The organism is Nocardia sp. NPDC060259, from assembly GCF_042728775.1.
Classification (GTDB): Bacteria; Actinomycetota; Actinomycetes; order Mycobacteriales; family Mycobacteriaceae; genus Nocardia.
The window spans coordinates 162,177-183,445 of sequence record NZ_JBHXAY010000002.1 but is presented as its reverse complement, the minus strand read 5'-3'; the positions used below and the strand labels follow the sequence as shown (position 1 = coordinate 183,445).

Below are 21,269 nucleotides of genomic sequence, written 5' to 3'. Positions count from 1 at the left end.
GATCTCCTGACTCGTTGCTGCACTGCCCTGCTCCGGCGGGAACATACTGGCCGCCGCCAGTCATCACGTCAACGGCTGTTCGCGAACATGGCGTACTGCGCCGCCGCGCGTTGCTGGGCGTCGAGAAGCTGTTCGCTGCTGACGATTCCGACGTACCGGTGGTAGGCGACGATGCAGCTGAACCGCTTCTTCGCGGCGAATCTCTTGTTCTCCACACAGGCGGAATCGGCGAGGTTGGGCGGGGGCGCCACGTCCGTTTCGGTCCGCCAGGGGAAGAGCTTGTCGGTGACCGCTCGGCGCGCCGTCGCGGCGTCGGGGGTGCGGATGCCGATCGAGCCCCAGGACACGGCGACCTGCTGGGGGTTCATCTTCGAGAGCTGCTGGTCGATGTACTGGCGGTCGTCGGGGAGGGGACCGCCGGAATGGTGCACGGCGCCTCGTTTGCCGCCGACGAAGAAGTACGTGGAATCGGGCTTCGTCAGCTCGTCCGGGTTGAGGGTGCGCATCAGCACGTGCTCGGGGTCCCAGGGCAGGGCCATGATCTGCTCGTCGGTCAGCGGGGTGGTTTCGGCCAGTGCCTCGATCTGCTTGGTGTAGGCGCTCTCGGCGAGGGTGGTGAGCGCGGCCAGGTCGGGGGTCGCCACCGACAGCAGGAAGGCGATCACATAGGGGCCGTGCGGGAGCACGGTGCGCAGGAAGGGCGAATCGGGCCGCCACTGTGAATGAGCCGCAGGATATTTCGGTAGCGTCACCGGCTGGTTGCGGCCCTCTTTGGCGGCGAAGTCGGTGTCGTGGAATTCCCTGGCCGCCGCGGTAGCGCGTTCGGCGTCGGGGAACTGGAAGACCATCGTCGTGGCGGTGAGCCGGTTGTCGTCCTTCTTGGACGGCCAGTCGCTGCCGCTGACGTTGGGGGTGATGTCCTTCGACGCGCCGCTGGAATGGAAGCCGTAGAGCATCTTGTGCTTCTGTGCGATGGCCTGCATCGCGGTGCTGTCGCCGAGTTCGTCGGGCAAGAAACGGGCGTGGTTGGAATTGGCGCGGTTGCCGTAGATCATCTGCGGGTCGATGTCATAGGCGTGGATCGTGTGGTCGGCGAGCCGCATCGACGCCACCTTGTCCATGTCGTAGAACGCGGGCACTGGATCGTCGTCGTGGGCATTGACCGGCTCGGTGGGGTAGGAGCCCACGTCGAGGGTCCGGACATCGATCTCGCCGGGCACGCCGGTGCCGGACACGGTGGAACCGCAGGCCGTCAGGACTGTTGTCAGAACGGCCGCGAGCACGATGGTCGTGGTGCGCTTGGACATGGTCATCGGGCGTTCACCAGCAATGCGTATTGGGCGGCGATGCGCTGTTGGACATCGAGGAGCTGGTTGGACCAGACGTACGCGGCGTAGCGGTCATGCGACACCGCGCAGTAGAAGCGGACCGCCAGCCGTTCCCTGCCGATGTACTCCTTGCATCGGGCACTCGGCAGGTTCTTCGGCGACTCGACGGCGGTGAACTTGCGGGTCAGGCCGCCGAGTTCGTCGCGGACAGCCTGGGCACCCGCGATATCGCGAGCGCGGTACACCTCGGAACCGTCGTTGGCATACAGGTCGACGCCGTTGTCGTCGATCATCTTTCCCCTGCTCACCGGGTTGGAGGAGAAGTGGCGGGCAGTGCGGCCGGCGTACACACCGGGCGGGTTGGTCCACGAATCCTCGCGGGGGCGTGGCGCGGTGCGGCCGAGCATGCCGTCGCGGTCCCGCTGCAGCGTCATGAGCTGGTCGGCGGGCATAGGAGTGAACTTCGCGACCGAGGGCAAGATGGTGTCGAGGCTCTTGCTGACCAGGTCGACCAGCGCCTGCTTGTCGACCTTTTCCAGCCAGATCTTCAGATAGTCGAAGAACCAGGTGTAGACAACGAGATGACCGATCGCGAACCAGGAACCGATCGACTGCTGGTCGGGCTGCCAATGTGCTTTCGCCGCAGGATAACCGGGAATTTCGATCGGCTGATTGTTCGGCGCGTAGCCGAAGTCGAGCTGTTCCAGTGCGGTCGCGGCGGTGGCGGCCTTCTGCGCGTCGGGGAAGATCATGACGGCATTGACCATGTCGATGCCCATGTTCAGGGGCTCGGTCTCCGCGGAGCTCACGAATCCACCGATGAAATCGGGTGCGATCTCGGCGAACCGGTCGACTGCCATGATCTTGCCCAGTGACGCCTCGGGATCGATGAACACCGAAGCGATGAACGGATTGCTGTGGACGAAGCGCGGATCGATATCGGCGGGAGACGGCACGAAATCACCGAGCCGCTCGGCTTCGACGAACCGCGCCTGATCCATGTTCGCGACCACCCCGACCTGACGCGGTTGTGTGGGGTAGCCACCCACGTCGAGAGTCGCGAGATCCACCGGAACGTCGGTGGCCGCCGACGCACCCTCACCGGAACCGCACGCGACGACGGTCGTCAGCAGTGCGGCCGCAAGCACGGCACAGGCTGGTCTGGTGGCTCGCAACGCGATCATCCCTCCCCGAAACGATGGTCGGCGGAATACTACGTGACCTGATCCGGGAAGGGAGGGGCCGATCTTTTACAAACTGTTGGCCAGCAGCGCGTACTGGGCGGAGATCTTCTGGCGGACATCGGGCTCCTGATCGGAGCTCACGATGCCCAAGTAGCGCTTGTACGGCACATAGCAGCGGTATTTGAATTCCTCTTCGGCGTCGCCCTGGTTGTTGAGTTGCAGGCACTTGGCGCCGGGGATATCGGCAGGGGCGGGGAGGGTGTCGTAGTGGCCCGCGGTGTCGATGAGGCCGTTCATCAGGGCCTGAGCGGCGGCGAAATCGCGGACGCGGGTGATGGAGCCGCCGTCGACGAGGGCGATGTTCTCGGCGCCGGTGGAGTCGACGAGGCGCTGGCGGGCGGTCTGGTCGTCGGCGTTGTTCACCAGGTGGGCCGGGCTGTAGACGGCGAACGAATGCTGGTCGGGGTCAAGGCCAGCGCGGTCCTTCACGACGGCCCTGGCGAGCAGGCGTTCGGGGTCGATCGGGAGGTCTTCGAGCTTGTCGATGGGGGTGGGGGTGAATGTGCCGAGCTGGGTCAGCGCGGCGGCGAGGGTTTTGTCGACCCAGGAGGTGAGGTCGGTGGCGTCGGCGCGCGGTCGCTGGATGAACAGCGAGATCACGAACTCCTTGTGCGCCAGGAACGCGCCGATCGTCGGCACGTTCGGACGCCAATGCACGTAGGCCTCCGGGTATTTCGTGGAGGCGAGCTTGCGGTTGTCGGGGGAGACCGCCAGGTCGACGTCCTCGAGTTCTCTGGCGGCGAGCGTGGCCGAAGCGGCATCGGGGAACCGGAAGACCGCGGTGGTGACGGCGGTCGCGTCGGACGCGGGGCGCTTCTGACCTTCCGGATCGGGTTTGTCGGAGCCGAGCGCGGCATAGCCGGTCACGAATTTGCGGTTCTCCAGAACGGGTTTGGAGACGTTGGCGACGAAGTCGAGCGCCCGCTCCACATCGGGGACGACGGTGCCGCCGCGGCCGTACGACAGCGACGAGTCGATCCGCACGGCGGGAACCACCGCCGCCGACATCCGGGTTCCCTCGACGAGCGCGCCCTTGCTGCCCGCGGTGTCGTCGTAGCTGTGCCGGTCGATGGCGTAGGTGCCCGTTTCCAGGCCGCGCACATCGGGTTCGGCGGCGACCGGTGTGCCGCTGACCGCACAGCCGGTGAGCGCGGCGGTCATCGTGGCGCAACAGAGTGCGGACGCGATCCGGATCTTGGTCGAATAGATCATCAGTTGCCCCTTGATGTTCCTCCCGCAGTACCTGTGAAGTTACCGGAGGAACGCCGCCCAGGGGGCCCTAAGTGGGCGGGTTTGCCATAGTCTGGAGTACATGGCGACGACCCTGCTGCGCGGTTCCGGTGGAGGCCGATACCTGTGAGGGATCGGCAGGTCGAAGTCGTGCTCGGAAGTCATGCGGTCGCGCGCGTCGCGGGCGCGGTGATCGTGGTGGCTCATCGCGGGCACGGCAGACTCACTCCCGACGACACCGCGGCGGTCGCGCTGGAATCGCTGGCCGAGCTGGTGCGCGCCGCCGCCGAGGACGAACCGGCCGGTCCCGGTGCGGTGGTCGCGCGGGAGGCGACCCGCTGGCTCATGAAGTACGCCGAACAGATCTCGCCGGGCACGCCGATCGATTTCGGGGTGCTCTCGGCCGCGGCCAACGGCGGGGTGGCGATCTTCCTGCACGGCGCGGTCACCGCGGTACTCGCCGGCGACGGCACCACCGAGTACTACCGCGGCAGCGACGCCGCGTTCACCGTCGACCGGGTGGCCTCCGAGCCGACCAGGGCGGTCGCGCTTTTCGTCGACGACGCCAAGGGCCGCATCCCCGATCTGCCGCCGGAACGCGGCGTGGGGTGGCTGGTCGAGGGGATCGCGCAGGCCGGTGGCGCTGTCGTGTGGTCCAACGGAGTGCGGTCGCGGGTCCGCACGGCCGAGCCCGCGGGCGAGACGCGCAGGCCGCCGCCCACCGCCCGGATCGATCGGGAACCGCGTCCCACGCAGGCGGATTCGCGTCCGGCCGAACCGCCCGGCACCGGCATGCAGCCCGCGACGTCGATGATGGACGCGGCGACCAGCGCGACCGGACCGGCGCATTCGGCGGTCGACCCGTATTCGGTTGCGCCGCCCGCCGATCCACACAATGCCGAGACCCGGCTCGCGGGCACCAACCCGGCGCCCGAACCCGACCCTGACCTGCAGCGACGACTGGAGGCGACCGCGCGGTCGACGGTGCTCACGGTCAAGGTGATGGGATTCAAGTGCGCGCGTGCGCATCCCAGCGATCCGCGCGCGGCGTTCTGCACCGTGTGCGGCATGCCGGTCGACCAGACCCAGGCGCTCGCCGAAGTAATACGCCCGCCGCTCGGCATGCTTGTCCTCGACGACGGCATGACCTACCTGCTGGCCGCCGACGCGGTGATCGGTCGCGACCCGGAGAATTCCGAGGCGGCCCAGCGCGGCCTCATCCCGCTGCGTGTGGACGACACCTCCGGCGGTATGTCCCGGGCGCATGCCGAGGTGCACCTGGTGAATTGGGACGTCCAGCTCATCGACCGAGGGTCGACCAACGGCACCCGCTCCCGCCTGCCGGGTTACCGCGACTGGGTCCGGCTCACGCCGAACCAGCCGATGGTGCTGATCCCTGGCACCGAGGTGATGATCGGTAATCGGGTGCTGCGGTACGAGCCCGCCGCACCACCGCCGTTCGGTTGATCGGCGGGACCGGCGTATTCGTGCAATTCACCGGTCGCCAATCAGATATCTGACTGAACGAGGTCCAATCGCACGATTTCGCCGGGCCTAGCTATACCGCGACAAGCACGTCGTCTCGCCGTTGAGAACTCCCGCCCGGAACGCATCGACCCGCGAGAACCCGCTCGGGACGGTCTTCCCCTCGGCATCGCTGGCGGCCAGACCGTCGGTGAGCAGGCCGGACACCGCTTCGTCGAGGTCGCCGGCGGAGAGCTGGATGTCGCCCTGGCCGACCGGACGGCCGGGCTGGGCGAGCTTGCCGGTGACCACACCGGACAGACAAGCCGCGCGCAGGCCGGTCTTCGCTCCGGTCAGCTGCTGGCCTTGGCTGCGCTGGACGGCGAGGGTGTAGCGCGAGATGAACACGATGTAGCCGTTGTAGTCGCCGCTGACCTTCACCGGGAGCGGGCCGTCGTCCTCGGTGTCGACCGAGCCGCGTTCGGCGAGGCCGGGCACGTCGGTGGCGATGACGTTCTTGGCGGGGCAGTAGGTGACAGGTTCGGTGACCGCTCCGTCCTTGCAGTCGATCCGGGCGCCGGCGTAGTCGTAGGACGGAGCGTCGCGGACCGGCAGGATGGCCTGCAGTGCCTTGCTCAGTTCGACCAGGTTGGCCTGGGAGACCGGGAACTCGCCGCGGCCCTGATCGCCGGAGAAGCTCTGCGGCAGGTTGCCCCGGCGCTGGTCGATCTCCTCGTCGTCGATGCCCTTGCAGCCGCGCGGGCCGTCGGTGAAGCCGATCTGCACGGCGGTGACCCGCTCGAACGCCGAACCATGCACGCTCTCGGGATCGTCCGGGTCGGAGTCGCGGATCGAAACAGTCGCGGCCAGAACGGAATTCAGGCCGTCGGAAGTATTGATCGTGAAGTGTTTCGACTTGCCCTCGGCGACGTGCCGCATGAACGCGCCCGCGAAGCAGTCGGCCTGCTGTTCCTTGACCAGCACCGGCGTCTTCTTGGTGACGAGCTTGGCCATGGTCTGGATGGCGTGCCCGTACTCGTGGGCCAGCACCATGACCACCGACATCTTCCCGAAGGTCTCGGTCATGGTGGGCAGCAGCATGGCACGGTCCCACCCGATGGAGTTGTCGCTGCGGCAGTAGGCGGCGTTGACCAGGTGGTAGGTGGTCTCCTTGCAGAACTCGATCGCCTGGTTGCGGGAGGCGCGGGCGTTCCAGGAGATCAGCTTCTCCACCGGCTCGAAGGTCTCGCCGCGGAACTCGGCGCCGAACACGGACTGCCAGTAGACCTGGATGTCGTCGATCGCGTTGAGCGCCAGCGCGTCGACGTCACCACCGTCGCCGTTGGACGCGGTGAGCGTCGAATCGGGGACCCCCGGTCGCGGCCCGTTCGGCCCGCCGGTCGTCGGCAATCCCGCCACCTGGAACGGGTCGTCGTAGATCGAGACGCCGTGGCCATCGATCGCCCGCGTGCAACCCGCGCTCAGCAGTGCGCATAGCACGGCCGTGATCGCAACGAGCACTTGGCCTTTCATCTATTCCCCCTGGTCGGCCGGATACAGGTCGCCGGATCGGGACAGCAAGCCGTCTCGGGGGCACCGCCGATGTCCGGGCGATGGCATAGTATCCGCTCCATGTCTTCACCGGGGGCGCAGACCATCACCGTGCGCCATGATGGAACCGAACGAGTCTTCGAAGCGAGTCAGCAGATCACCATGGGCCGCGCGCCCGAGGTGACCCTGTTCGTGGACAGTCCGCTGGTCTCGCGCGTGCACGCCACTCTGCGCTTTCAGAACGGAGCCTGGGTACTCGCCGACAACGGCAGTACCAACGGCGTTTTCGTCGACGCGCGCAAGCTGAGTCAGCCCGTGTCGATCGACCGGCCGACCCAGGTGCGCCTCGGCGACGCGATCAGTGGCCCGCTGCTGCATCTGGTGCCCGCCGCGCCCGCCTCGCGTCACGCCGCCACCATGGTGGCGCCGCCGTCGCAGCCGCAGCAGCAGCATCGCCCGCCGCAGCGTCCGCAGCAGCCCTTCCCGCCGCAGTCCAGACCGGCCCCGCACCAGCAGCCGCAGTTCACGCCCACCTCGCAGTTGCCGTCGCAGCCGATGGCACCGCAGGACAACATCAACATGACCCGCCGCGCCGACTCCTCGATGCTGCCGCCGGTGCGCAAGGCAGCCTCCACCGAGCCGGTCGCCCGTGGCGATCGCATCCCGCCCGGCGGCCTGAGTATCGGCCGTACCTCAGACAACCAGATCGTGGTGAACGATCCGCTGGCCTCGCGCCAGCACGCGCGCCTGGTGTCCTCGGCCGAGGGGCTGGTCATCGAGGACCTGGGGTCGGCCAACGGCACGTTCGTCAACGGTCATCGTCAGCAGCGCACCGTGCTGCGCGAGCGCGACATCGTCACGATCGGCAATATCGACTTCGTCGTCACCCAGGGCGCGCTGGCGCATCGGCAGAAGCCGGTCGCCGAGCTGGGCCTGACGGTGCACGGGGTCGGCTTCACGGTCGAGGGCAACAAGCAACTGCTCGTCGATGTCAACATGCAGGCCGGTCGTGGCACGCTCACCGCGCTGATCGGCCCGTCGGGTGCGGGCAAGTCGACGCTGTCGAAGCTGATCGCGGGCAGCACCCAGCCCTCCGGCGGTGTGGTCACCTTCGAGGGCCGCAACCTGCACGCCGAGTACGAGGCGCTGCGCTCCCGCATCGGCATGGTCCCGCAGGACGACGTGCTGCACCGCCAGCTCACCGTCCGCCAGGCGCTCGGCTTCGCCGCCGAACTGCGGCTGCCGCCCGATACCACCAAGGCCGACCGGCAGCAGGTGATCGACGGTGTGCTGAAGGAGCTTTCGCTCACCCAGCACGCCGACACCCGCGTCGACCGGCTCTCCGGTGGCCAGCGCAAGCGCGCGTCGGTGGCGATGGAGCTGCTCACCGGTCCGTCGCTGCTGATCCTGGACGAGCCGACCTCTGGCCTCGACCCGGCGCTGGACCGGCAGGTCATGCAGATGCTGCGCGAGCTGGCCGACGCCGGTCGCGTGGTCATCGTGGTGACCCACTCGGTGGCCTGCCTGGACATGTGCGACCAGGTGGTGCTGCTCGCGCCGGGTGGCAAGACCGCTTTCGCCGGTCATCCCGGTGGCGTCGGCGCCGCGCTCGGCACGTCGGACTGGGCGGAGATCTTCGCCAAGGTCGCGGCCAACCCGGATCAGGCCTTCGCGGCCTACCGGTCCAGGCAGGCCTACGTTCCGCCACCGCCGCCACCCCAGCCGCTGCAGCGCGGCAACGCGGGCGCGCCGCCGCAATCGAGCGGGATGCGTCAGTTCAGCACCCTCGCGCGCAGGCAGTTGCGGCTGATCTTCGCCGACCGCGGTTACCTGGCGTTCCTCGTGGTGCTGCCGTTCATCCTCGGCGCGTTGTCGCTGGTGGTGCCGGGTAGTGACGGTTTTACCGAGGGCCCGCTGATCGCCCAGCCCGACGGTTCGTTCGCGCGGTCCAGCGGTGGTGAGGCACAGCAGCTGCTCGTGGTGCTCATCCTCGGCGCGTGCTTCATGGGCGCCACGCTCACCGTGCGTGACCTGGTCGGCGAGCGGTCGATCTTCCACCGTGAGCGCGCGGTCGGCCTGCTGCCGTCGGCGTATCTGATGGCCAAGATCGTGGTGTTCAGCGTGACCGCGTTCCTGCAGTCGGCGGTGCTGGTCGGCATCACGCTGATCGGCAAGAAGGCGCCGCCGGAGGGCGCGCTGATCCCGAACGGCAGCGTCGAGCTGTACCTGGTCATCGCGATGACCGCGGTCTGCTGCGTGGTGTTCGGTCTGCTGATGTCGAGCCTGGCCAAGTCCAACGAGCAGGTCATGCCGATGCTCGTGGTGATGATCATGGTGCAGCTGGTGATGGCGGGCGGTCTGATCCCGGTGACCGACCGGGCCGGCCTCGAACAGGTGTCGTACCTGTTCCCCTCGCGCTGGGGTTATGCCGCGGGGGCGTCGACGGTGGACCTGCGCGAGCTGGTCATCGGTGCGCAGGAGGACGCGCTGTGGGAACACAAGCCGGGCATCTGGATCCTCGACATCGTGCTGCTCATCGTGATCACCTCGATCCTGGCGGCGATCACCTGGAGCCGCCTGCGCCTGAAGAAGTCCCAGGCATGAGCGGTCAGCGCCCGGAGGAGGCAGCTCGCGTAACCACGGAGGGCGCCCGAGCATGCCTGAATGGACGCAGCATGAGCGATCGCGAGGTCAGGGCCATATCGGCGGGCATGATGCGCGTGTCGCTCGCCGACCGGGCACACTTGAGCCTGTGACCGTTCGAGTTGGGGCCCTGCATCTGGGGTGGGATGTGGTGTCCGTTGCCGCGGGCGGCGGTGAGACTCCGATCCGCCCGGTTCAGGTGGAGGGCACCTACACCCCACCCGCCTACCTCCTCGCCGACGCGGCGGGCAGGTTGCACACCGCAGGCGTCGACCGGCAGCGGCCGGACCTCGGCATGGCGATCGCCGACGTGCGCGACATCCTCGGGCACCCGCAGATCGTGATCGCCGGCGCCACCTGGCCCGCGGAGCTGGTGTTCCGGGCCAGGCTGTACAACCCGCTGGCCGCGGTCGGCAAGTACCTGCGCGGTAAGCCGCAGCTGGTCGCGCTGCCGTACCCGGACACCTGGCCGGAGGAGAAGGTCGAGACCTACGCCGCGCTCGTCGAGCAGCTCGACGTGGTCGTCGAGCCGCTGCCGGAGAGCGTCGCGCTGTCGGGTTACGTGCGCGCGCTCGGCCTGGTCTCGCCGCCGAGCGAGCGGCATCGCAACGGCATCGGCGCCACCGGCGTGTACTCCGACGGCCGCACCCTGCTGGTCGTCGCGGTGCACGGCGACGACGAACAGCCCACCGAATCGGTGGAGGTCGCCGTCGGTGCCGAGGCGCTGCGCGACGCCCGCTCGGCCGACAATGTGGTGATCGAGGCGATGGCGGCGGCCCGCTCGATCGGCGCCGACACCTCGACGGTGCTGCTGGCGGGCAATGTCTGCTTCAACGACGCGCTGCGGCTGGCCTTCCAGAACCACCTCGGCCAGCGCCTGCACGTGGCCGATCATCCGATGCACGCGCTCGTGCTCGGCGCGGCGCACCTGCTGGTCACCGAGCCGGAACTCGACGAAGACGACTATCCGGAGTCCCAGCACCCGGGCCAGGGCTATGCCGCGCAGGTCGGCTGGGGCGCCCCGCCCGCGGCCCCGACCACCGGTCAGCCCCCGAGTCCGGCCGGTTTCGTCGCCGGTCCGCCCGCGCAGTCCGGCGGGCGGCACGCGCTCGACGAACCCGACGACGACGAGCGCAGGGGCAGGCTGCTCGGCAAGATGAAGAAGGGCTTCTTCGGAGCGCCGGCCGTGGTCGGCGCGGTCGCGCTCGCCGCGACCGCCTGGCACGTGGGCGCCACCGGTCCCGCGGCCGCGGCCAAAGGCGAGTTCGTGAGCTGCGCGTTCACCCCGTACGCGAACACGGTCCCGCCCGAGGGCATCGCGAGCGCGCGCGGTGGCGGGCTGATCGAGGACCAAGCCTGCGTCACCCCCGGCATCGACACGCTGCGCTACCTCATCCCGGGGCCCGCGGGCGCGACCGATCCAGGCCCGCCGGTGGCGATCTAGCTCAGCGCCCGATTGTGGTGGCGTCATGCGTAGCTGGTATCGTTGCTCGCTGGCGTGTGGAACGTCGAACCGTTCGCGGATCGGCGTCTCCTCGATGTCCCGGGTCTCCACCGGCCGCCGGGACGCTCTCGACCACACCCGTGGCCGGCAACACCGACGACAGACAGGGAACGACTGTGCCTACGTACAGCCCCAAGGCAGGTGACGTCACCCGCAAGTGGTACGTCATCGATGCCACTGACGTAGTCCTCGGCCGTCTCGCCGTGCAGGCCGCTGGCCTGCTGCGCGGCAAGGGCAAGCCGACCTACGCACCGCACGTCGATGGTGGCGACTTCGTCATCATCATCAACGCGGACAAGGTTGCCATCTCCGGCAACAAGAAGCAGGACAAGCTGATCCACCACCACAGCGGACACCCGGGCGGCCTCAAGTCGCGCACTGTCGGCGAGGTGTTGGCGACCCGTCCCGATCGTCTCGTGGAGAAGGCCGTCAAGGGCATGATCCCGAAGAACAAGCTGGGTAACGCGATCGCGGGCAAGCTGAAGGTCTACGCAGGCCCGAACCACCCCCACGCCGCGCAGCAGCCGGTTCCGTTCGAGATCAAGCAGGTGGCCCAGTGACCGCTCCTGAAGAGTTCAACGAAGAGTTCGACGCGGTCGACGAGACCGTGGTCGAGGTTGTCGAAGACGGCGAAGGCTACGAAGCCGAGTACGCCGAAGAAGCCACCTACGCCCCGATCGTGATCGATCGCCCGGTGCAGACCGTCGGCCGCCGTAAGGAAGCCGTCGTTCGCGTGCGCCTGGTTCCCGGCTCGGGCAACTTCGAGCTCAACGGCCGCACCATCGAGGATTACTTCCCGAACAAGGTGCACCAGCAGCTCGTGAAGTCCCCGCTGGTCACCGTCGAGCGTGTCGAGAGCTTCGACATCTACGCTCGCCTGGTCGGTGGCGGCCCCTCGGGTCAGGCAGGCGCCCTGCGTCTGGCTATCGCCCGTGCGCTGATCGAGGTCACCCCGGAGGATCGTCCCGCGCTCAAGCGTGCCGGCTTCCTGACCCGTGACCCGCGTGCCACCGAGCGTAAGAAGTACGGTCTGAAGAAGGCCCGTAAGGCGCCTCAGTACTCGAAGCGCTGATTTACGCACTGCCGGCCACCGTCTTTCGCATTCGCTAGGTATGCTCCCCGCGAGAGCGGGGATGAGCCCGGTCGGCGGAGCACGTGTGCGAGAGCAGGCTTCCAGCACGGCTGGTTGCCTGCTCTCGTGCTGTATTCGGGGACCTACTACAAGTAGAGGGTTTTATGGGACGGCTGTTCGGCACCGACGGTGTTCGAGGACTCGCCAACGAGTCGTTGAGCCCGGAACTGGCGATGCGCGTCGCGGGCGCGGCCGCGCAGGTGCTCTCGCGCGGCAAGAAGCGCGCGGTCGCGGTCCTCGGCCGTGATCCGCGGGCCAGCGGCGAGATGCTCGAGGCCGCGGTGACCGCGGGCCTGACCTCGGCGGGTGTCGATGTCCTCTCGGTCGGCGTGCTGCCGACCCCGGCCGTGGCGTACCTGACCGGCCTCTACGACGCGTGCTTCGGCGTGATGATCTCCGCCTCGCACAATCCCATGCCCGACAACGGGATCAAGATCTTCGCGGCGGGCGGGCACAAGCTCGACGACGCCGTGGAACAGCGGATCGAAGCCCTGATCGCCGAAGGCGTCACCGTGCGCCCGACCGGCGCGGGCATCGGCCGCGTGCGCGGCGACTACACCGTCGAGGGCACCCACGAACGCTATGTCGAGCATCTGCTCGAATCCACCGGCCAGGACCTGTCCGGGCTGACCGTCGTCGTCGACTGCGCGCACGGCGCGGCCGCCGAGGTGGCCCCGCAGGTGTATCGGGAGGCGGGCGCGACGGTGATCGCGATCAACGCCGAGCCCAACGGCCTCAATATCAACGACGGCTGCGGGTCGACCCACCTCGAGGCCGTGCGCGCCGCGGTCCTCGAGCACGGCGCCGACCTCGGCATCGCCCTCGACGGCGACGCGGACCGCTGCCTCGCGGTGGACGCCGCGGGCGAGATCGTCGACGGTGACGCGATCATGGCCGTGCTGGCGCTGGCGATGCGCGATGCGGGTGAGCTCGTCGGCAACACCCTGGTCGCGACCGTGATGAGCAACCTCGGCCTGCACATCGCCATGCGCGCCGCCGAGATCACCGTGCTCACCGCCGCCGTCGGCGACCGCTATGTGCTCGAGGAACTGCGCCGCGGCGGCTACAGCCTGGGCGGCGAACAGTCGGGTCACGTGGTGTTCCCGCGCTACGGCACCACCGGTGACGGTGTGCTCACCGGGCTGCGGCTGATGGCGCGGATGGCCCAGACCGGGCGCCCGCTCGGCGAGCTGGCCGCGGTGATGAGCACCGTGCCGCAGGTGCTGGTGAACGTGCCGGTCAGCGACAAGGCGGCCGTCGCCGCCGACCCCGAGGTGCGCGAAGCGGTCGCCGAGGCCGAGCGGGTGCTCGGTGAGTCCGGCCGGGTGCTGTTGCGGCCCAGCGGAACCGAGCAGCTGGTGCGGGTGATGGTCGAGGCCACCGATCCGGCGCAGGCGCGCCAGCTCGCCGACGATCTGGCCAAGCAGGTCGCGGCGGTCTAGTTCTATCTGGCGGGGCGCGCCGGGTCCATCTACTATCGGCTTACGCCGTATTTGACCTGTGTGCTGGTGGCGAGTGTGCTGCTTGGCGCACCGGACAGTTTGGCGCGCAACACGATTCGAAGGGGGCGATTCATGGTGCCGCCGCTGCCTGCCCGGAACTACCGCGACGAGGACCGCTACCCGGTCGACTACGATCCGTATCACCGCTGTGGTGGGGCGTGTGGCAGGCCGGGGTGTCGTGAGGTGCCGCAAGGGTATTCGCACACCGTCCCGATCCGGGACGAGGGTTACGGCCAGCCGGTCGAGCACTACGAGCCGGTCCCCGAACCGTCGCGCGGGTATTCGTTCCCCGTGCCACGGGTGCCGCGCTCGCGGTCGCTGATCGTTGTCGTCGCGATTCTTGTCGTCACCGGTGCCGCCGGGCTGATCGGCGTCGCGCTCGGTTCTGACATCGACCTGTTCGGGGCCGCGGAAATGGCTGTGGTGCAGTCGTTCTGAGCTAGAACTGGCCGACGACGAAACCGCTGAACAACACCAGGAACCCGAGGATCTCGCCCGCCATCAGCCCGTACATCGACAGCCGCAGCGCGGCGGGAATCTCGCCGGCGAACTGATTGGTGGTGTCGCGCCGCATCCCGTGCAGCACATAGCTGGCGATCGCGCCGACGAAGAACGCGAGTATCACCAGGTCCGCCGTCAAGTTGACGATCGTCGGCCAGGCGCTGAGCTCGGTGAACACCGCGAGCAGGATTCCGGCGAAGGAGTACAGCAGGGCGGCGCGGTGCGCGATGTCGACGTAGATGTGCGCCGCGCCCTCGGCCGAGGTGCGGATGCCGTGGTACTTCCACACCCCGAGCAGCAGTGCGATCAGGAAGATCAGGCCGGTGACGAGCAGCGTGACGCGGGTATCGATGCCAAGTGTGAGGTCCATGGTGCGTCCTAATCCTCGGTGAGCAATCCACCGGCCATGTGCCAACGGCGGGTCGCACGAACAGAATCCAGCATCCGGCGATCATGCGTCACCAGAATCAGCGTGCCGGTGAAGGATTCGACGGCCTGCTCGAGCTGTTCGATGGCGGGCAGGTCGAGGTGGTTGGTCGGCTCGTCCAGGACCAGCAGGTTCACCCCGCGTGCCTGCAGCAGGGCCAGCGCGGCGCGGGTGCGTTCGCCGGGGGAGAGGGTGTCGCAGGCGCGGGTCACGTGCGGGCCGCGCAGGCCGAATTTCGCCAGCAGCGTGCGGACGTCGGCGTCGGGCCAATCGGGCATCGCCGCGCCGAAGGTGTGGGCCAGGTTTTCCGGTCCGCGGAACAGGCCGCGCGCCTGGTCGACCTCGCCGATCTCGACGCCGGAACCCAGTGCGGCGGAACCGGAATCGGGGGCGATCTTGCCGAGCAACAGACTGAGCAGGGTGGACTTCCCGGAACCGTTGGCGCCGGTGAGCACGATCCGGTCGGCCCAGTCGATCTGCGTTTTGATCGGGCCGAGGGTGAACTCGCCGCGGCGCACGACGGCATTGGCCGCGGTCGCCACCACCGCACCGCTGCGGGGCGCGGACGCGATCTCCATCCGCAGCTCCCATTCCTTGCGCGGCTCCTCGACCACGTCAAGGCGTTCGATCCGGCGCTGTGTCTGACGAGCCTTGGCCGCCTGCTTCTCGGTCGACTCGGCACGGGTCTTACGGCCTATCTTGTCCGAGTCGTTCTTGCCCTTACGCCGCGCATTGCGCACGCCGTGCTCGAGCCAGTTGCGCTGCATCTGGGCCCGCGCCTCCAAACCCGCCTTGGTGTCGGCGAATTCGTCATAGGCCTCACGGGCGTGCTTGCGGGCGATCTCGCGTTCGGCCAGATACGCCTCGTACCCGCCGTCGTAGAGCCCGACCTGCTGCTGCGCCAGATCCAGTTCCAGCACCCGATTCACGGTGCGCGCCAGGAACTCCCGATCGTGGCTGATCACCATCAGCGGCACCCGGATGCCTTTGACGAAGCGCTCCAGCCGATCCAGGCCGTCCAGGTCGAGATCGTTGGTCGGCTCGTCCAGCAGCAGAATGTCGAAGCGCGACAACAACACCGAGGCCAGACCAGCCCGCGCCGCCTGTCCGCCGGACAGACCCGTCATCGGGGTGTCCAGTCCGCTCGCCAGTCCGTCGGTGAGGCCGAGATCGGCGGCCACCTCCTCGGCGCGCTGATCCAGATCGGCGCCACCGAGGGCGAGCCAGTGCTCGAGCGCGGGCGAGTAGTCATCTTCCCCGCCTTCGCCGAGACGCTCCGCCGCCGCATCCATCACCTGCTGGGCAACGGCGACGCCGGTCCGGCGAGAGAGGAATTCGAGCACGGTCTCGCCGTCGATCCGCTCCGGCTCCTGCGCGAGGTAGCCGACCGTCGCGTCCGGCGGGCTCAAGGTGATGGCGCCGTCGCCTGCCGTGCGTTCGGCCAGCATTCGCAGCAACGTCGACTTGCCTGCGCCGTTCACTCCCACCAGCCCGATCACGTCGCCGGGGGCGAGGGTGAAGTCGAGGTCGGCGAAGAGGGTCCGCTCGGCGTGGCCGGCGGACAGACCGGTGGCTTGCAATGTCGTGCTCACCTCTCAAGTCTGCCCGCCTAGGGGTAGGACCCTGAGATCGGGCCCGGCAGAAATCAGGGTGCGGATGGGTCTGCCGACCGATGCGGGGGAGGGGTCGTGCTCGGCACAGTGGAGTTATCACCAGCTCGACAGGAAGGCCTCACACAATGACCGCCCCCGCCCGCCGCTTCACCCGTTCGACCAGCGACAAATGGATCGCCGGCGTCTGCGGTGGCATCGCCGAGTACTTCGGCTGGAACGCCAACATCGTCCGCCTGGTCTTCGTCGTCTCCTGCCTCCTGCCCGGCCCCCAGTTCCTGCTCTACCTGGTTCTGTGGCTGATCATGCCGAAGAAGTAACGCCCGACCGCTCCGGCACCCGCTCGCGGATGACAAGATGGTGGAAGTCTCACCGCGCCGTCATCCGCGAGTTTTCCGTTGAGGAGGAGTCCCATGGTCACCTCGGGCGACATCCCTGGCCTCGGCCTACCCGACATCGACGCCCATTCATCCCTCGGCAGCCTCGGCCCCGTCGAACTCCACTCTCCGTCCCAGGACCTCGACGGTGACGGAGTCGTCGACTCTCTCACCGATGCCACACCCCACGACACCAGCGTCTGGTCGGACTTCGACCACGACGGGATCGCCGATCATGTGACGGTGGTCGAGGCCGATGGGGACTATGCGGCGTGGGAGTACCACCGGTTTCCCGATGGGACGTCGGAGTGGCGGCGGACGGACCAGGGGAATCTGGGGGAGTGAACTTTTCTCGCTGGTGATGGAACCGGCGAGGGGGTTCGTGCGTCGAAGTTGGTAAGACGCTGTTGCGGCGTGTCCGGCTTATCGGGGAGGCGGGGGTATGGGCGAGAAGGTTTCCGGTGGACTCGTGGTGAATCAAGCTGCGATGACCCAGACGGTCAACAGCCTGAAGGACACGGTGGCGACCCTGCGCACTTCGGCGAAACAGGTCGCGACCCTGGAGTGGGGTGCGGCGGATGCCGGAAGGGCCTATACCGGCAGCGGACAGAAGATCGATGGCGCCCTGGATCGAGTGGTCGGTTGGGCCAAGGTCTGGACAACGGCATCCGAGGGGCTTGCGGATGCGATCGGTAAGGCGGCCGTCGAGTACACCGATGTCGACACGAAAACCGCGCGCGGTCTCGACGGTGCCGCGCCGGCGCCCGCGAAGTGAGGTGCGGCGATGACGAAGTCCATTGACGACATCCTCAACGACGGTGCTCCCGGTCTGCAGTACTTCGAGCAATTGGGTCCCCGGTACGTCGCCGCGTTCGGCGGAAGCTTCAACTTCTACGAGTTGGTGCGACCGTATGACAACGAGCGCGAGATGAACATCGCCAAGCTCGACGCCGCCGCAAGTGCGCTTCGTCAGCTGTCGACCACGGCTGACTCCAAGATCGCCGCGCAACAGTCGGCTGCTCAGTCGATGCAGACGGGCTGGCAGGGTGCAGCCGCCGAAGCCGCTGCGGGTCAGCTGGGTCGGATCGCGACAATGGCGGGCGAGGACCGTGACGCGGTGCGGAATTTCGAAGCGGCGCTGACCAAGGCCGCGGCGGAGATTCCCGGGCTCGTCAAAGTCAAGGCAGACACCGTCTTGAAACTGACGGACGGCGCCGTGGAACTGTACGTGGGCGGGAAGCCCAAGATGATGCCGACAGTTGGTGGATTGGATCCGACGGCCATCGACAGGGTGATCAGGGGAGCCGAGTCCGGGCAAATCCTCAACGACGAATTGGCCACCATGACAGGGCACCGCAACTCGGCAGGTGCGGAGGATGTGCCGAACACCGCTGCGGAGATCAAGAACACGACCTCACCGGAGTACAAGGACGCGATCAAGGCGATCTGTAAGCGGTGGCTCTCGGTGGTTTTCATGCCCGACTACAACGGCAAGGTCCAGATTTTCAACGATCAGTGCACCACGACACGGATTGCCATCGAAAACCTCTTCCGCACTGCTGAGCAGGCCGCCGCAGGCGTCGTCGAGCGCAGCTATCCATCGGTCGCGGGTTCGAGTACCGCGCCCGGTGATCAGCAGCAGCCCCAAGGAGATAAGTCACAAGCCCAGGGTGACCAGCAGCAGCCCCAGGGCGGCAAGACGCAGTCGCAGGGCGATCAGTCGGGTGGTGGCGACAACCAGGCATCCATCGGGAACCCGACAACGACGGCAGGGACCCAGACGGGCGATACCTCCGCGGCGAAGAACACCACGCAGAACGACGATGATTCGAGCACCGATGATTCGACCGACGACTCCGATATCAGTAGTGCGCTGAGTTCCCTGTCGTCGACGATCAGCGAGCTCGGCACGACCCTGTCGAGCGCACTGACCGGGGACCTCGGCGACACGCTCACCTCGACGATCGAATCGGTGGGCACATCCCTCAGCGATGGCATCGAGCAGATGACCGAGCAGGCGAGCAGTCTGCTCTCGGGTGAGCACGAGGCTTCGTTCCAGATCGGTGACACCGAGGTGAGCATCGAGGCGGGCGAGAACGGGTTGTCGTTGACGACGACTGATGCCAACGGGGGCTCGACGCAATACAAGTTGACGTTGGACGAGAACGGGATTCCGGTGCTGACGCAGGACTCCACGTCGGCCGATGGTTCGACAACTGGGCAGACGGACGACACTGCGGGCGTCCTGGGCTCGAGCACACCGCAATCCGGAACGGGCCAGAGCGAAGCCGGCCTCACCGATGCGGGGACCGGAGGCCGCGGTGGTGCGGATGCGACCACGTCCGAGACCCCCGATCTGACGAACGCTCCGGTGACCAGCGAGATCGGGTCGGGCGAGCAGTCGTCGGGTTCCGTCGCGGGTGGTGTGCCTGTCGGTCCTCGGTCGACCCAGCAGGAGACCGATGGTGAGCACGTTCCGAGCGTCGAGGATCACCCTGTGAACAATCCCGGCGACAGCGGAGCGGTTCTCGCCGAGGCGGGACCGCTGTGACTCGGGTGGCCATCGGCGGTACGCGCACGATATCGGGAGAATGATCGACCGTGGACTACGCGGCTGAAATCGAGCAGATCGCGGCGGACGCGCGTCGGCGTTCGGCGATTCTGATGGACGAGATCGACGAGATCAACCGTCAGACCTCGCTTCGGGCAGAACAGTTCGCCGCCGACGCCGCCCAGCGACTGCGTGAGCTCGCCGAGCAGGAATCCGCGCAGGAACAGCCTGAAACGTCCGAGCCACAATCGCTTCAGGAAGAACCAGCGCAGTGGAGCGCGCCTGCGCAGCCGGTGCCGCCGCCCATTCCTTTCGTCCCCGACCCGAACATGTCCCATGAGCAGCAGCAGGTTGAGATCAGGACGGCGGTCGCGCGGGCGAAGGCCGCTCGACAGGCCAAGTCGACAGTCGTGCCGTCAGACGGTGACTACGACGCCGAGTCCGAGTACTACCGTCGTTCGACTTGGCTGGACTGACGCGGCTGAATCGTGCAACCTGAACACGCTCGGTGGGATGCCGAACGCAGGTTGCATGATTCATGCCTGCGGATACGTCGGGGGACAGGGTGACTGAGAACGGATTTATCGCCGGGTTCGAATTGGAGCGGGTGCTCGGGCGCGGTGGCATGGGCACCGTCTACCTGGCGCGCCATCCGCGGCTGCCGCGGTCGGTAGCGTTGAAACTGCTGGACGAGAAGATGTTCGGCGACGAGGAGGCCAAGGCGCGCTTCGCGCGTGAAGCGGACCTCGCTGCGCGGTTGGACCATCCGAACATCGTCGCGGTGTACGACCGAGGAGTCGAGGGACGGCGTCCGTGGATCGCGATGCAGTACGTGCACGGCACCGATGCCGGTGCTGTGGCGATCTTCGACCCGGCGCGGGCCGTGCGTGTGGTGTCCGAAGTAGCCGAGGCGCTCGACTTCGCACACGGGCGTGGGGTGTTGCATAGGGACATCAAGCCCGCGAACATTCTGCTCGGTGAGGTCGAACCGGGACTGCCTGAGCGGGTCATGCTGGCCGACTTCGGTATTGCGCGGCTGCGCCTCGATCAGAATCCGCTTACGCAGACTGGAACGTTCACTGCCACACTGGCTTACGCCTCACCCGAACAGCTCTCCGGCATGCCTCTGGGGCCGGCCTGCGATCAGTATTCACTGGCCTGCACGCTGTTTGTTCTGCTCACCGGCTCTGTGCCGTTCTCTGCGACCAACCCGGTCGCGGTTATCCAGTCGCATATGTCCGAGCCGCCGCCGCTCGTGTCGAGGATGCGGCCGGGACTGCCGGACGCTCTGGACGCTGTGTTGTGCCGCGCCATGGCCAAACAGGCGAACGATAGGTACGACACATGCGGTGAATTCGTAGACGCTGTGCGACAAGCGTTCGACGGAGCCCATGCTGCAGTTCCGAGCGCCCGCTCTGCCCAGACGATTTCGGCGGTCCGGCTGGCGCCGACACTCTTTGTGCCGCCAAAGCCGAACCGTGCGAGTGCCTTTCCGGAGCCTACAGTTGAATCATCGGGTCAGACGGGCACGGCCGAGAACGCTGGTGGCTCCGGTGGAACTTCGCGCTCGGCTCGTCGTTCGCGACTGCGACGCATCGTAATGGTTGGTGGACTCCTCCTGTTAGCGGTCGTGCCTATTGGATTCGTAATCGACAATATGCGCGGGGCATCGGCGCGGGAAGCTGTGCAGGCTCGATATAAAACCATCGGAGGTGCATTTCCAGGACTGGTCGGTGAGATCGGTAGTGATCTTGGCTCAGGGTTTGGTGGTGCGGCCTGCAAGAAAAACTCGGCCTGGCCCGCGGTAGATTCTGTCATCTGCACATCAGCCGACGGCCTGCCGTTTGTGGTATCGGATTACGGTTCCGCCGAGGACGTGCAGGACAGCTTGACGACTTTTCGCGATCGAGTGGGGCCAGGTCGTCGTGAATCCCATACGGGGTGTGCACAGGACCCGACGACCATTCTCGTCACCCGGCCGGGGGCGGCGCCTTTGCACGTCACCACGTTCCCCGATGATCCCAACAGGTCGCGGTTTCGGATAACGGTCGATATCCGGGGAGCAGCTGAGGATCAGTCGGAGCGCCTGGCGGCCTTCTACATCAACTGGTGGCGGAACGCGCCCCTGTGCGATTGAGCTATCCGCGGGGTCGGCGAAGGCCGCGCACTTTGTCGCCGAGGAGGGTGGACAGGAAGTAGCCGGTG

19 protein-coding genes are annotated in these 21,269 nt (G+C 67.3%); 13 read left to right on the top strand and 6 right to left on the bottom strand.

Annotated elements, in window-relative coordinates:
- Nucleotides 1-68 precede the first annotated feature (68 nt).
- From ACFWF2_RS02010 to ACFWF2_RS02000, 3 genes are all read right to left on the bottom strand, one after another.
- Nucleotides 69-1,313, bottom strand: coding sequence for a hypothetical protein (locus ACFWF2_RS02010; protein WP_379303625.1), 1,245 nt, complete (start codon nt 1,311-1,313; stop codon nt 69-71).
- Nucleotides 1,310-2,512: a hypothetical protein gene (locus ACFWF2_RS02005; protein WP_379303623.1), complete on the bottom strand. Its 1,203-nt coding sequence runs from the start codon at nt 2,510-2,512 to the stop codon at nt 1,310-1,312. Before ACFWF2_RS02005 ends, ACFWF2_RS02010 begins: the two co-directional genes overlap by 4 nt.
- 66 nt (nt 2,513-2,578) lie before the next feature.
- Nucleotides 2,579-3,784 carry a hypothetical protein gene (locus ACFWF2_RS02000; RefSeq protein WP_379303621.1) on the bottom strand — a complete coding sequence of 402 codons (1,206 nt, stop codon included), beginning with the start codon at nt 3,782-3,784 and terminating at the stop codon, nt 2,579-2,581.
- A 144-nt stretch (nt 3,785-3,928) separates the two neighbouring features.
- On the opposite strand from ACFWF2_RS02000, the gene ACFWF2_RS01995 reads away from it, so the two are divergent.
- Nucleotides 3,929-5,269, top strand: coding sequence for an FHA domain-containing protein (locus tag ACFWF2_RS01995; RefSeq protein WP_379303619.1), 1,341 nt, complete (start codon nt 3,929-3,931; stop codon nt 5,267-5,269).
- A gap of 87 nt (nt 5,270-5,356) precedes the next feature.
- Here ACFWF2_RS01995 and ACFWF2_RS01990 read toward each other — a convergent pair whose 3' ends face one another.
- Complete coding sequence (locus ACFWF2_RS01990) at nt 5,357-6,799, bottom strand: metallopeptidase (protein WP_379303617.1); 1,443 nt, start codon at nt 6,797-6,799, stop codon at nt 5,357-5,359.
- Nucleotides 6,800-6,898: 99 nt separating this feature from the next.
- Between ACFWF2_RS01990 and ACFWF2_RS01985 the strand changes: the two genes are divergently transcribed.
- The 6 genes from ACFWF2_RS01985 (at nt 6,899) to ACFWF2_RS01960 (ending at nt 14,036) form a co-directional block, all read left to right on the top strand.
- A complete protein-coding gene (locus tag ACFWF2_RS01985; RefSeq protein WP_379303615.1) occupies nt 6,899-9,421 on the top strand; it encodes an FHA domain-containing protein in 2,523 nt (840 codons plus the stop codon).
- Between the two features lie 148 nt (nt 9,422-9,569).
- Entirely contained in the window at nt 9,570-10,904 is a 1,335-nt protein-coding gene (locus tag ACFWF2_RS01980; RefSeq protein ID WP_379303613.1) for a hypothetical protein, read from the top strand.
- Nucleotides 10,905-11,080: 176 nt separating this feature from the next.
- Entirely contained in the window at nt 11,081-11,524 is a 444-nt protein-coding gene (gene rplM, locus ACFWF2_RS01975) for a 50S ribosomal protein L13 (protein WP_022567307.1), read from the top strand.
- Nucleotides 11,521-12,036 carry a 30S ribosomal protein S9 gene (rpsI, locus tag ACFWF2_RS01970; RefSeq protein ID WP_229739989.1) on the top strand — a complete coding sequence of 172 codons (516 nt, stop codon included), beginning with the start codon at nt 11,521-11,523 and terminating at the stop codon, nt 12,034-12,036. The genes rplM and rpsI overlap by 4 nt, the downstream gene beginning before the upstream one ends.
- 164 nt (nt 12,037-12,200) lie before the next feature.
- A complete protein-coding gene (glmM, locus tag ACFWF2_RS01965) occupies nt 12,201-13,538 on the top strand; it encodes a phosphoglucosamine mutase (RefSeq protein ID WP_379303610.1) in 1,338 nt (445 codons plus the stop codon).
- 132 nt (nt 13,539-13,670) lie between these two features.
- Nucleotides 13,671-14,036, top strand: coding sequence for a hypothetical protein (locus tag ACFWF2_RS01960; protein ID WP_379303608.1), 366 nt, complete (start codon nt 13,671-13,673; stop codon nt 14,034-14,036).
- A gap of 1 nt (nt 14,037) precedes the next feature.
- Here the strand turns inward: ACFWF2_RS01960 and ACFWF2_RS01955 are convergent, their stop codons facing one another.
- Nucleotides 14,038-14,469 carry a hypothetical protein gene (locus tag ACFWF2_RS01955; protein WP_379303606.1) on the bottom strand — a complete coding sequence of 144 codons (432 nt, stop codon included), beginning with the start codon at nt 14,467-14,469 and terminating at the stop codon, nt 14,038-14,040.
- An 8-nt stretch (nt 14,470-14,477) separates the two neighbouring features.
- Nucleotides 14,478-16,118, bottom strand: coding sequence for an ABC-F family ATP-binding cassette domain-containing protein (locus ACFWF2_RS01950; protein ID WP_379303604.1), 1,641 nt, complete (start codon nt 16,116-16,118; stop codon nt 14,478-14,480).
- Between the two features lie 146 nt (nt 16,119-16,264).
- On the opposite strand from ACFWF2_RS01950, the gene ACFWF2_RS01945 reads away from it, so the two are divergent.
- The 6 genes from ACFWF2_RS01945 (at nt 16,265) to ACFWF2_RS01920 (ending at nt 21,201) form a co-directional block, all read left to right on the top strand.
- Nucleotides 16,265-16,456, top strand: a complete 192-nt coding sequence (locus ACFWF2_RS01945) for a PspC domain-containing protein (RefSeq protein ID WP_019045152.1) — start codon at nt 16,265-16,267, stop codon at nt 16,454-16,456.
- A 93-nt stretch (nt 16,457-16,549) separates the two neighbouring features.
- Nucleotides 16,550-16,858, top strand: coding sequence for a DUF6802 family protein (locus tag ACFWF2_RS01940; protein WP_379303602.1), 309 nt, complete (start codon nt 16,550-16,552; stop codon nt 16,856-16,858).
- Between the two features lie 97 nt (nt 16,859-16,955).
- Complete coding sequence (locus ACFWF2_RS01935) at nt 16,956-17,288, top strand: hypothetical protein (protein ID WP_379303600.1); 333 nt, start codon at nt 16,956-16,958, stop codon at nt 17,286-17,288.
- A gap of 9 nt (nt 17,289-17,297) precedes the next feature.
- Nucleotides 17,298-19,064 carry a hypothetical protein gene (locus tag ACFWF2_RS01930; protein WP_379303598.1) on the top strand — a complete coding sequence of 589 codons (1,767 nt, stop codon included), beginning with the start codon at nt 17,298-17,300 and terminating at the stop codon, nt 19,062-19,064.
- 50 nt (nt 19,065-19,114) lie between these two features.
- On the top strand, nt 19,115-19,540 hold the full coding sequence (locus ACFWF2_RS01925) for a hypothetical protein (protein WP_379303596.1): 426 nt from the start codon (nt 19,115-19,117) through the stop codon (nt 19,538-19,540).
- An 89-nt stretch (nt 19,541-19,629) separates the two neighbouring features.
- Entirely contained in the window at nt 19,630-21,201 is a 1,572-nt protein-coding gene (locus ACFWF2_RS01920; protein WP_379303594.1) for a serine/threonine-protein kinase, read from the top strand.
- Nucleotides 21,202-21,269 lie beyond the last annotated feature (68 nt).

Coding starts and splice junctions, on each gene's coding strand:
- ACFWF2_RS02010 (WP_379303625.1), bottom strand. CDS start 1,313: ATGACCATGTCCAAGCGCACCACGACCATCGTGCTCGCGGCCGTTCTG.
- ACFWF2_RS02005 (WP_379303623.1), bottom strand. CDS start 2,512: ATGATCGCGTTGCGAGCCACCAGACCAGCCTGTGCCGTGCTTGCGGCC.
- ACFWF2_RS02000 (WP_379303621.1), bottom strand. CDS start 3,784: ATGATCTATTCGACCAAGATCCGGATCGCGTCCGCACTCTGTTGCGCC.
- ACFWF2_RS01990 (WP_379303617.1), bottom strand. CDS start 6,799: ATGAAAGGCCAAGTGCTCGTTGCGATCACGGCCGTGCTATGCGCACTG.
- ACFWF2_RS01985 (WP_379303615.1), top strand. CDS start 6,899: ATGTCTTCACCGGGGGCGCAGACCATCACCGTGCGCCATGATGGAACC.
- glmM (WP_379303610.1), top strand. CDS start 12,201: ATGGGACGGCTGTTCGGCACCGACGGTGTTCGAGGACTCGCCAACGAG.
- ACFWF2_RS01960 (WP_379303608.1), top strand. CDS start 13,671: ATGGTGCCGCCGCTGCCTGCCCGGAACTACCGCGACGAGGACCGCTAC.
- ACFWF2_RS01955 (WP_379303606.1), bottom strand. CDS start 14,469: ATGGACCTCACACTTGGCATCGATACCCGCGTCACGCTGCTCGTCACC.
- ACFWF2_RS01945 (WP_019045152.1), top strand. CDS start 16,265: ATGACCGCCCCCGCCCGCCGCTTCACCCGTTCGACCAGCGACAAATGG.
- ACFWF2_RS01940 (WP_379303602.1), top strand. CDS start 16,550: ATGGTCACCTCGGGCGACATCCCTGGCCTCGGCCTACCCGACATCGAC.
- ACFWF2_RS01935 (WP_379303600.1), top strand. CDS start 16,956: ATGGGCGAGAAGGTTTCCGGTGGACTCGTGGTGAATCAAGCTGCGATG.
- ACFWF2_RS01930 (WP_379303598.1), top strand. CDS start 17,298: ATGACGAAGTCCATTGACGACATCCTCAACGACGGTGCTCCCGGTCTG.